The sequence below is a fragment of the Endothiovibrio diazotrophicus genome (assembly GCF_054657215.1).
Genome location: NZ_BAAHXB010000305.1, coordinates 1 through 527 on the forward strand (window position 1 = coordinate 1; position 527 = coordinate 527).

General features: G+C 56.4%; 1 protein-coding gene. It reads right to left on the reverse strand.

Annotated elements, in window-relative coordinates; translation table 11 throughout:
• Nucleotides 1-23: 23 nt before the first annotated feature.
• Nucleotides 24-527, reverse strand: a 504-nt coding sequence (locus tag ACYQ2W_RS26555) for an ISL3 family transposase (protein ID WP_459874128.1), incomplete at its 5' end; no start/stop codon positions are given.

Consider the following 527-nt stretch of genomic DNA (forward strand, 5'->3'; position numbering starts at 1 on the left):
GCTTCTCCTGACCTTTCCGTGGGTCACGGGAGGGCCGGATTCAACTCGATCCCACCGCAGCACAGGAAAATCATGGAGCAAAGAGCCTTTCGGCTGTGAAAACCAAAGGCTCTACGCGCAACCATTCGGATTCGATTGTTGATCCCTTCGACACGTGCGTTGCTGTGACGCTCCTTGATATAGGCCAGGATGCCCTCTTTGTACTTCCTGATGGTCCTGGCTGCCTTCACGAAGGGCTTGAGCTTTGAGCGGCTTGCCCACGAAAGCCATGCCTCCAGCGCTTCACGTGCGCGTTTTGGTTGCCGATAATCGAGTGCCTGCGCCAACGTTTCCTTGAGCAGATAGGCTCGGTAAAGCGGTGCGTTGGCTCGTTGGACGTCGGCCAGCTTTTCCTCCTCCTTGCCCGTCAAATTCCATGGGTTTTTCTGCAGTGACCAGCGGCTTTTTTTGATCGCCTTCCCTTCTTCGGTTCCCGCCATGTTTCGCACCTGGGCGCGCCGAACTTCATCCAGTGCGTCATGCACGAG